Below are 9,078 nucleotides of genomic sequence, written 5' to 3' on the forward strand. Positions count from 1 at the left end.
AGGGCGGCCAGGCCGCCCTGGCGGGGTCAGCCTTGTTTGACCACGTTGATCATCCATGGGACGCCAAAGCGATCGACGACTTTGCCGAAGCCGTGGGCCCAGAAGGTTTCCTGCCAGGCCATCTCAATGCGCCCGCCGACCGCCAGCGCGTCGAACCAGCGCTGGCCTTCAGCGACATCGTTGGGATCGAGGACGAGGGTGAAGCCGGCGTAATGCACATCGGGCCCGAAGGCGCTGTCGCTTAGCATCAGCTCGCCGTTGCCGATGCGCAGGCTGGCGTGGGCGATGGCGTCATCCGCCATCTTCTGGCCAGACGGGCAGCCGTCAGAGGCTTCCTGCGCCGAAGGCGGCATTTCGCCAAAGGTCATTTTAAACATCAGCTCGGCGCCCAGCGTCTGCTGATAGAAGGCGATCGCCTCGGCGCAGTTGCCCGCAAAGGCAAGGTAGGGACTTAAGGACATGGTGAATACCTCAGTGACCGTAACCCGTAAAGCGTAGTCGCCCACAGCGGGATTGAGCCAGACGGCAGCGCGAAAATGGGGCGGGAATAGTGCTGCAGGCGGCAGCGTAAATAGCGGCGGCTGGCGGGATAAATAACCGGATGCGCAGGGAGGCGAAGGGCAGTGAGGATATCGGGAGCGGCGACGGCGATAGGGGAAAATAATCGCGTCGCCTGCCCGGAAATAAATCAGTTCTTTTTGACGAATTCAGATTTCAGCTTCATCGGGCCAAAACCGTCAATTTTGCAGTCAATATTGTGATCGCCTTCGACCAGGCGGATATTCTTCACTTTGGTGCCGATTTTCAGCATCGAAGAGCTGCCTTTAACCTTCAGATCTTTCACTACCGTGACGCTGTCGCCATCGGCCAGTAAATTGCCATTGGCATCTTTAACGATCAGAACGTCGTTTTCTTCCGTGGCTTCGGCAGGGTTCCACTCATGGGCGCATTCCGGGCAGATGTACATGCCGTTGTCTTCATAAGTGTAAGTCGAATCGCATTTTGGGCAGTGTGGCAGTTGCATGACGTTCCTCGTGATGTCGTCGAAAAACAGGACGTTGGTCCTTTAAACAGCGGCTGAGAGCCGAAAGTGGCTATGATTATAGCGCAATCACCCACTTTTGTCGGGTGTTTTTTTGCTAAAAAATAGCCGGGGCGCTATTCCGGGAAGAACCGAATAATTGCTGAAATTAACCGCCGGCGATGGAACAACATCGACGAAATAATTTCCGGGCGATCGGCAGGAAATGAACTTATTTATTTTATGGGACTCTGTAATTAGGCGGTAAATTTATGTGAAGTTGATCGCAGATATAAACACTGTTAGGGTAAAAAAGGGGAGCAGGTCAATTTCATCAATGATGACGATGAGCCGCTCCATTTATTCACCAGTAGCCACAGCAGGCGTCAACAGGTTCGGTTGTACATTCTGTCAGCAGACAGTGCAGGCAAACCTGCTACGCTTGAAATGAGGAGCACAGCAATTCACCGCTCCTGACGCACGTTGCGAATGGCTTTGCCATTCGGCGAAGAGACGTGCATTCAAGGCGGAGTAGCAGAGGAAAAATATGCTTAAAAGGAAAAAAATAAAGCCCATCACCCTTAAGGATGTGACCATCATCGACGATGGTAAACTGAAAAAGGCGATCACCGCGGCCTCTCTGGGCAACGCGATGGAGTGGTTCGATTTCGGCGTCTACGGCTTTGTGGCCTACGCCTTAGGTAAAGTCTTCTTCCCCGATGCCAACCCAAGCGTGCAGATGATTGCCGCACTCGGTACCTTCTCCGTTCCATTTTTAATTCGTCCGCTGGGCGGCCTGTTCTTCGGGATGCTGGGCGATAAATACGGTCGGCAGAAAATTCTCGCGATAACTATCGTGATCATGTCGATAAGTACTTTCTGTATCGGCCTTATTCCTTCGTATGCCACGATAGGTATCTGGGCGCCGATCCTGCTGCTGCTGTGTAAAATGGCGCAAGGCTTCTCGGTCGGTGGTGAATATACCGGGGCGTCGATCTTCGTCGCGGAATACTCCCCTGACCGTAAACGCGGGTTTATGGGCAGCTGGCTGGACTTTGGCTCCATCGCCGGGTTTGTGATGGGGGCCGGCGTGGTGGTCCTGATCTCCAGCGTAGTGGGGGAACAGAACTTCCTTGAGTGGGGTTGGCGTATCCCGTTCTTCCTGGCGCTGCCGCTAGGCATCATCGGCCTCTATCTGCGCCATGCGCTGGAAGAGACCCCGGCGTTCCAGCAGCATGTGGACACCATGGAGCAGGGCGACCGTGAAGGTCTGCAGGACGGGCCGAAGGTCTCTTTTAAAGAGATTGCCACTAAGCACTGGCGCAGCCTGCTGACCTGTATCGGTCTGGTGATTTCCACCAACGTGACCTACTACATGCTGCTGACCTACATGCCGAGCTACCTGTCGCATAACCTGCACTACTCGGAAGACCATGGGGTGCTGATCATCATCGCTATCATGGTCGGGATGCTGTTTGTACAGCCGGTTATCGGTATGCTTAGCGACCGTTTCGGCCGTCGCCCGTTTATCCTGATTGGTAGCGTGGCGCTGTTTGCCCTGTCGATCCCGGCCTTCATTATGATCAACAGCAACGTGACGAGCCTGATCTTCGCCGGTCTGCTGCTGCTGGCGGTGGTGCTGAACTGCTTTATCGGGGTGATGGCCTCCTCGCTGCCAGCGATGTTCCCGACGCACATCCGCTTCAGCGCCCTGGCCAGCGCCTTTAACATCTCGGTGCTGATTGCCGGTCTGACGCCAACCCTGGCGGCGTGGCTGGTGGAAACCACTCAGAACCTGATGATGCCGGCGTACTACCTGATGGTGGTCGCCATGGTGGGTATGGCGACGGGCCTGTCGATGAAAGAGACCGCTAACCGCCCGCTGAAAGGGGCGACCCCGGCGGCGTCGGATATTCAGGAAGCGAAAGAAATCCTTGGCGAGCACTACGATAACATCGAACAAAAAATCGAAGATATCGATCAGGAGATCGCCGATCTGCAGGCAAAACGGTCGCGTCTGGTGCAGCAGCATCCGCGTATCAACGACTAACGGTTTTCACTGCTAATCATGCCGCCTGGGGAAACCCCGGCGGCATTTTTTATGCCTCCGGCAAGGCCAGACCGTGACGACGCTGTTGGCTGAGTTTACGGTACTGCTGCGGCGGCATCCCCACGTAGCGGGTAAAGGTGCTGTAGAAGCGGCTGCTGGAGCGGAAACCGGCGGTGAGGGCGATATCCAGGATGGTCTTGTCGGTATCGCTCAGCAGCGCCCGCACGTGATTGATACGCATGGCGGTAATGTACTGCTTCATGGTTTGCTGCATCACTCTCTGGAATACCCCCATCGCATAGTTCGGGTTGAGCTTAACGTGCTCGGCGACGGCATTGACGGTCAGCGCCTGGTCGTAGTGGGCGGCGATAAACTCCAGCATCTGGCTGACATAAAACTGCGCATGGCGCGAGACGCTGTTCTTATGGGTGCGCGAGGTTTTGTTGACCAGAATCGGCTGCCAGCCGGCGAGGCTCAGCCGCTTCAGCATCAGGGCGATTTCATCGATCGCCAGCTGGCGAATCTGTTCATTGTCGTGGTTCAGCTCCTGCTGCCAGCGGCGCACCTCGAAGGCGCTCAGCTGCTGGGCGGCGAGGGATTTAATCACCATCCCGTGAGTGACGTGGTTGATCAGCTCCCGGTCCAGCGGCCATGAGAGAAACAGATGCATCGGCAGGTTAAAGATCGCCATCTGCTGGCAATCCCCCGGGCGGGTCAACTGATGCGGCGTACAGGCCCAGAACAGGGTGATATAGCCTTTCTCTATGCGCACCACTTCGTTATTAATCAAATATTCCACGTCGCCATCGAACGGTACGTTGACCTCCACCTGGCCATGCCAGTGGCTGGTAGGCATGGCGTGCGGCGGGCGCAGCTCGATATCCATACGCTGATACTCAGAGTAGAGCGCCAGCGGGCTGCGGCTCTGCTTTTCATCGCTGCTGCACATAAAGGGATCGGGGGGCAGGGAGGTGAAGCGGTATTCCATCGTTAGCGTATTCCTGAATTGTCAGAGTGGCTGCATTTTTCGCCAGAACTGACGACAGCTTAGCGGAAGAATCGGCCCATTTTCTCTCCTTTTTGCGCAATCTGTTCCCGAAAACTCAGATTTTGTGGCGCTTAATGGCCGATCTGAGCTTTCGGGAATGCTCCGGTGGGAACAGGGCAGCGCAACGCTGAACGGCGTGCCACTCTGCAAGGGTTCAATGACCAGATGGAGAGAGCGTAATGACCGCACCAAAAATTACCTTTATCGGCGCCGGTTCGACGGTGTTCGTTAAAAATATTCTCGGTGATGTTTTCCAGCGCCCGGCGCTGAAATCGGCGCATGTCGCGCTGATGGATATCGATGACACCCGGCTGGAAGAGTCGCATACCGTGGTGCGCAAGCTGATGGATTCCGTCGGCGCGAAGGGCGAAATCAGCTGCCATCGCGATCGCAAAACCGCCCTGCAGGGCGCTGATTTCGTTGTGGTCGCCTTCCAGATTGGCGGCTATGAGCCCTGTACCGTCACCGATTTTGAGGTCTGTAAACGCCATGGCCTGGAGCAGACCATCGCCGATACGCTGGGTCCGGGGGGCATTATGCGCGCCCTGCGCACCATACCTCACCTGTGGGCTATCTGCGACGACATGACCGAGGTCTGCCCGGACGCCACCCTGCTTAACTACGTCAACCCAATGGCGATGAACACCTGGGCCATGTACGCCCGCTACCCGCATATTAAACAGGTTGGCCTGTGCCACTCGGTGCAGGGAACGGCGGAAGAACTGGCGCGCGATCTTGACCTCAACCCGGCGGATTTACGCTACCGCTGCGCCGGGATTAACCATATGGCGTTCTATCTCTCGCTGGAGAAAAAGCTCGCCGACGGCAGCTATGTCAGCCTCTATCCCGACCTGCTGCAGGCCTACGCCGACGGGCGCGCGCCGAAGCCTAACCTGCACGGCAACCCGCGCTGCGAAAACATCGTCCGCTATGAGATGTTCAAAAAGCTCGGCTACTTTGTGACCGAGTCATCGGAGCATTTTGCCGAATACACGCCATGGTTTATCAAGCCGGGCCGCGAGGACCTTATCGCCCGCTATAAAGTGCCGCTGGATGAATACCCGAAACGCTGCGTCGAGCAACTGGCCAACTGGCATCAGGAGCTGGAGAGCTATCAGCGCGGCGAGCGCATCGAGGTGAAGCCATCCCGCGAATATGCCAGCACCATCATGAACGCCATCTGGACCGGCGAGCCAAGCGTGGTGTATGGCAACGTACGCAATGACGGCCTTATCGACAACCTGCCGCAGGGCTGCTGCGTGGAAGTGGCTTGCCTGGTGGACGCCAACGGCATTCAGCCGACCAAAGTGGGCGCGCTGCCGGCGCATCTGGCGGCGCTGATGCAGACCAACATCAACGTGCAGACGCTGCTCACGGAGGCGATCCTCACCGAAAATCGCGATTACGTCTATTACGCCACGATGATGGATCCGCACACCGCCGCGGTGCTGGGGATCGAAGAGATCTACGCGCTGGTGGACGATCTGATCGCCAGCCACGGCGACTGGCTGCCGTCCTGGCTGCATCGTTAATCTTCTCATGCCGCCGGGTGCAACGACCCCGGCGGCGTCCTGCATGCTCTATCAAACACTGAAGGAGGCGCTGGCGACAGCGACCTGTACCCTATGAGTATTTCAATGACAACAAAGCTCAGCTACGGATTTGGTGCCTTTGGTAAAGATTTCGCTATCGGTATCGTCTACATGTACCTGATGTATTACTACACCGATATTGTTGGACTGTCGGTTGGGGTGGTCGGCACCTTGTTTCTGGTGGCGCGGATCCTCGATGCGATAGCCGATCCGATCATGGGGTGGATCGTCAACTGTACGCGATCGCGATGGGGGAAATTCAAACCGTGGATCCTGATTGGCACGATAACCAACTCGGTGGTGCTGTATATGCTGTTCAGCGCCCATCACTTCTCCGGCGGGGCGCTGCTGGCATGGGTGTGGCTGACCTACCTGCTGTGGGGGTTCACCTACACCATCATGGATGTGCCGTTCTGGTCGCTGGTGCCGACCATTACCCTTGATAAACGCGAACGTGAACAGCTGGTGCCGTATCCACGCTTTTTCGCCAGCCTGGCGGGATTCGTCACTGCCGGCGTCACGCTGCCGTTTGTCAGCGCCGTGGGCGGCGCCGACCGCGGTTTCGGTTTCCAGATGTTCACCCTGGTGTTGATCGCCTTCTTCGTGGTTTCCACCCTCGTCACGCTGCGCAACGTCCACGAGGTTTACTCCTCGGATAGCGGCGTGAGCGAGGATGCCAGCCATCTTTCACTGCGCCAGATGGTGGCGCTGATCTATAAAAACGATCAGCTGGCCTGCCTGTTGGGCATGGCGCTGGCCTATAACACGGCGGCGAATATTATCGCTGGCTTTGCGATTTACTACTTTACCTACGTGATTGGCAGCGCGGAGATGTTCCCGTATTACATGTCCTACGCCGGCGCGGCGAACCTGCTGACGTTGGTGCTGTTTCCGCGGCTGGTGAAAGGGCTGTCGCGGCGCATTCTGTGGGCGGGCGCTTCGATCATGCCGGTGCTGGGCTGCGGCGTGCTGTTGCTGATGGCGCTGAGCGGGGTCTACAACGTCGCGCTGATTTCGCTGGCCGGCGTGCTGTTGAATATCGGCACCGCGCTGTTCTGGGTGCTGCAGGTTATTATGGTGGCCGATACCGTCGACTACGGCGAATATACGATGAACATCCGCTGCGAAAGTATCGCCTATTCGGTGCAGACGCTGGTGGTGAAAGCGGGCTCGGCGTTCGCGGCCTGGTTTATCGCCATCGTGCTCGGTATCATCGGTTATGTGCCGAATGTGGCCCAGTCGTCCCAGACGCTGCTGGGGATGCAGGCGATTATGATTGCGTTGCCGACGCTCTTTTTTGCCCTGACGCTGTTTCTCTATTTCCGCTATTACAAGCTCAACGGCGATATGCTGCGTCGCATTCAGATTCACCTGCTGGATAAATATCGCCGGGTACCGGAAAATGTGGCTGAGCCGGAACGGCCCATTGTGGTACCCAACCAGGTGTAAAAAGCGTTTGAAAACAGCTGACGAAAGAGGGGAGGGATACTCTCTTTTTTGGACAAAAATGAGCGTTGAAAGCGGACGAAAAGAGAAATCGCATTTCTCTAATTTGTCTCAAAATATTCTCTCTTTAGGTTCGTGAAGTTGTTATTTGCTCCAATTGTTCTCAATTAAAACTCAGAATTGTCTCTTTTTCGTGCTCTTGCGCTGCTTTTTAACTCTTGCTACTCTTTTGGGTGTTACATTTTTCTCTTATTTGTCTCAGTGATGGAGCAATGCGATGCGCATTTTTATCGATGATGGTTCAACCAATATCAAAATGCTGTGGGAGCAAGATGGCGAAACTTTCACCCATATCAGCCCCAATAGTTTTAAACGCGGCTGGTCTGCCACCTTCGGTTCCGGGAAGCCCTTTAACTACACCGTGGATGATGAAAAGTACTCATTCGACCTGATCACTCCCGATGCGCTCCCGACCAATAATATTGACTGGCAGTACAGCCCGTTGAACTCCATCGCTGTCCATCACGCGCTGCTGACCAGCGGTCTTGAGCCACAGGACGTCGAAATAGTTGTGACGCTGCCGCTGACTGAATTTTATGACGAGGATGCGCAATATCGCCTCGACAACATTGAGCGTAAGAAAAAGAGCCTGCTGCGCGAAGTTAAGCTGAATAAAGGCGTGGTGTTCAACATCACCAAAGTCACCGTGCGCCCGGAATCGATTCCGGCGGGCATTAGCCTGTGCGATGAACTCAAGCCCTCCCATTCGGTGTTGATTATCGACCTCGGCGGCACCACGCTCGATATCTCGATGGTCGCCGGGCAGATGACCTCGGTTTCGCGCATTTACGGCGACCCGAAGCTGGGCGTATCGCTGGTGACCGACGCCGTTAAGCTGGCGCTGGCGCGGGCGAATACCGATACCTCAAGCTATAACGTCGACCAGATCATTATCAATCGCCATGACGAAGCGTACCTGACCGATAACATCAACGATCCGGATGCGGTTTCTGAGGTGAAAAAGGTGATCACTAACAGCATCGAACGTCTGACCACCCGCGTCCTGACGGCTATCGATAGCTTTAAAGGCTACTCGCATGCCATCGTGATTGGCGGCGGCGCGCCGCTGGTTGCCGATGCCATTCGTGAACGTATGGGCCTGCGTGAGGACCGTTTCGTGGTGGCTGAAGAGCCGCAGTTCGCCCTGGTGCGTGGTCTGAAAATTATTGGCTAAGGAGCGTCTATGACTCTGGAACGCAGAAAAGTGCTGATTTACCTGCGCCCGGATATCAGCGCCAGCGAGCGCTTCGCGGACGCAAAAATTGAGGCCCACCATCGCGGCGACCGCGGCGATATGTCGCGCACGGCGCTGCTGGCGGGGCTGGCGTTAGGGGAAGTCGATAGCCGCTTGCCGTCGATGCTGGCGGCGCTGCTGGCGGAAGACACTAAACCGGAAACGCTGCGCAAGATGCTGGCCTCGTTCCTTGAGATCCAGCCGGCCTCTTCCGCCCCGACAGCCGCGCCAGCGGCCGCCCCGGCTAAGGCGCCGGAGCCGCCCGCGCCGGTCAGCGAGAGCGTTTCGGCGCGCAACCTCGCCGGTTCGCTGCCGGACTAAGCGCTATTCGCGGTTTGCGCTATCCGGGAAACTCCCCGGCTTGCGCTGCGCTTAGCCGGGCTACTGTTTACACTGTCCGGTAGCCCGGGTAAGGCGGAACGCCGCGACCCGGGAAATTCCCCGGCTTGCGCTGTGCTTATTTTGTAGGCCGGGTAAGGCGTAGCCGCCACGCGGCATACAGGCGGCTCCCTGGCAGTGGCCATGCCCGGCGGCGCTACGCTTGCGCGGGCCTACGGATCCAGTGCAATGGTGGGCCTGGTCCGGTAGCCCGGGTAAGGCGGAACGCCGCGACCCGGGAAATTCCCC

The 9,078-nt window shown here is 56.8% G+C and carries 8 protein-coding genes; 5 read left to right on the plus strand and 3 right to left on the minus strand.

What is annotated here, in order from left to right:
- Positions 1–26: 26 nt before the first annotated feature.
- On the minus strand, positions 27–461 hold the full coding sequence (yjdN, locus tag ACLH1U_RS22730) for a VOC family metalloprotein YjdN (RefSeq protein ID WP_023291671.1): 435 nt from the start codon (positions 459–461) through the stop codon (positions 27–29).
- 227 nt (positions 462–688) lie between these two features.
- Complete coding sequence (locus ACLH1U_RS22735) at positions 689–1,024, minus strand: zinc ribbon domain-containing protein YjdM (RefSeq protein WP_023291672.1); 336 nt, start codon at positions 1,022–1,024, stop codon at positions 689–691.
- Between the two features lie 544 nt (positions 1,025–1,568).
- On the opposite strand from ACLH1U_RS22735, the gene proP reads away from it, so the two are divergent.
- Complete coding sequence (proP, locus tag ACLH1U_RS22740; RefSeq protein ID WP_072421214.1) at positions 1,569–3,071, plus strand: glycine betaine/L-proline transporter ProP; 1,503 nt, start codon at positions 1,569–1,571, stop codon at positions 3,069–3,071.
- Between the two features lie 49 nt (positions 3,072–3,120).
- Here proP and melR read toward each other — a convergent pair whose 3' ends face one another.
- Positions 3,121–4,059: a transcriptional regulator MelR gene (gene melR, locus ACLH1U_RS22745; protein WP_004206385.1), complete on the minus strand. Its 939-nt coding sequence runs from the start codon at positions 4,057–4,059 to the stop codon at positions 3,121–3,123.
- 239 nt (positions 4,060–4,298) lie between these two features.
- On the opposite strand from melR, the gene ACLH1U_RS22750 reads away from it, so the two are divergent.
- From ACLH1U_RS22750 to ACLH1U_RS22765, 4 genes are all read left to right on the plus strand, one after another.
- The gene (locus ACLH1U_RS22750) at positions 4,299–5,651 is read left to right on the plus strand and encodes an alpha-glucosidase/alpha-galactosidase (RefSeq protein WP_023291675.1); all 1,353 of its coding nucleotides are present in this window, start codon (positions 4,299–4,301) and stop codon (positions 5,649–5,651) included.
- 93 nt (positions 5,652–5,744) lie between these two features.
- Entirely contained in the window at positions 5,745–7,160 is a 1,416-nt protein-coding gene (melB, locus tag ACLH1U_RS22755; RefSeq protein WP_044525156.1) for a melibiose:sodium transporter MelB, read from the plus strand.
- Positions 7,161–7,434: 274 nt separating this feature from the next.
- Positions 7,435–8,391: a plasmid segregation protein ParM domain-containing protein gene (gene parM / locus ACLH1U_RS22760; RefSeq protein ID WP_032454592.1), complete on the plus strand. Its 957-nt coding sequence runs from the start codon at positions 7,435–7,437 to the stop codon at positions 8,389–8,391.
- A 9-nt stretch (positions 8,392–8,400) separates the two neighbouring features.
- Positions 8,401–8,772 (plus strand): plasmid partitioning/stability family protein, encoded by a 372-nt coding sequence (locus ACLH1U_RS22765; RefSeq protein ID WP_017900087.1) that lies wholly within the window; start codon positions 8,401–8,403, stop codon positions 8,770–8,772.
- Positions 8,773–9,078: the final 306 nt, after the last annotated feature.

The sequence above is a fragment of the Klebsiella sp. 1SOBk5mer genome (assembly GCF_046603115.1).
Lineage (GTDB): Bacteria > Pseudomonadota > Gammaproteobacteria > Enterobacterales > Enterobacteriaceae > Klebsiella > Klebsiella quasipneumoniae.